This is a genomic window from Frankia gtarii, from assembly GCF_025403375.1.
GTDB classification, from domain to species: Bacteria; Actinomycetota; Actinomycetes; order Frankiales; family Frankiaceae; genus Frankia; species Frankia gtarii.
This window is the reverse complement of sequence record NZ_JAMPTM010000600.1, coordinates 1-628: the sequence shown is the minus strand read 5'-3', so window position 1 is coordinate 628 and position 628 is coordinate 1. Positions and strand designations below refer to the sequence as shown.

Annotated in this window: 1 protein-coding gene; it reads left to right on the top strand. The window is 74.5% G+C overall.

Going from position 1 to position 628, the window contains the following annotated elements; translation table 11 throughout:
• Positions 1-73 precede the first annotated feature (73 nt).
• A partial coding sequence (locus NBZ83_RS32500) for a lysophospholipid acyltransferase family protein (protein WP_261576553.1) occupies positions 74-628 on the top strand: 555 nt, incomplete at its 3' end.

Sequence of the window (628 nt, the reverse complement as noted above, 5' to 3'; positions counted from 1 at the left end):
CGGGTGCGGTGGATGGGACCGGTAGGACGACGGTGTTCGGGACGACGGTGTTCGGGACGGATGGGTGATCGGGATGGGTAGGCCGCGACGGGGTGTGGGGCTGCGCGAGGCCGCGCGGGGTGCGCGTCGTGGTGGCCCGCCGGTGGTGCCCGCCGGCGACGGGGGTCGGGCGGGGCGGCCGGCGGCGCGGGAGTTCCCCACCGGATGGGCGCGTAGCGGCGCGGCGCGCACGACCCGCTCGGCGTTCCTCGGTGGGGTGATGAGCCCGCTGCTGCACGCCTCGCTGACCGCGCACGCGCACGGCGGTGAGGTGTTCGACACCGTCCGCGACACCCCGGTGATCATCGTGTCGAATCACACCAGCCATCTCGACGCGCCGCTGCTGCTGTGTTCGCTGCCGGGGCGGGTGCGTTCGCGTACGGCGGTGACGGCGGCGGCGGACTACTTCTTCGACAGTGTGTGGCGCGGCGCGGGCAGCGCGTTGGCGTTCGCGACGGTGCCGATCGACCGCAGCGGCGGGGCGCCGTCGTCGACGCCGATGGACCTGTTGCGCGACGGCTGGAACCTGGTGATCTTCCCGGAGGGGACACGGTCGAAGGACGGGGCGCGGGGCCGGTTCCGGCTGGGG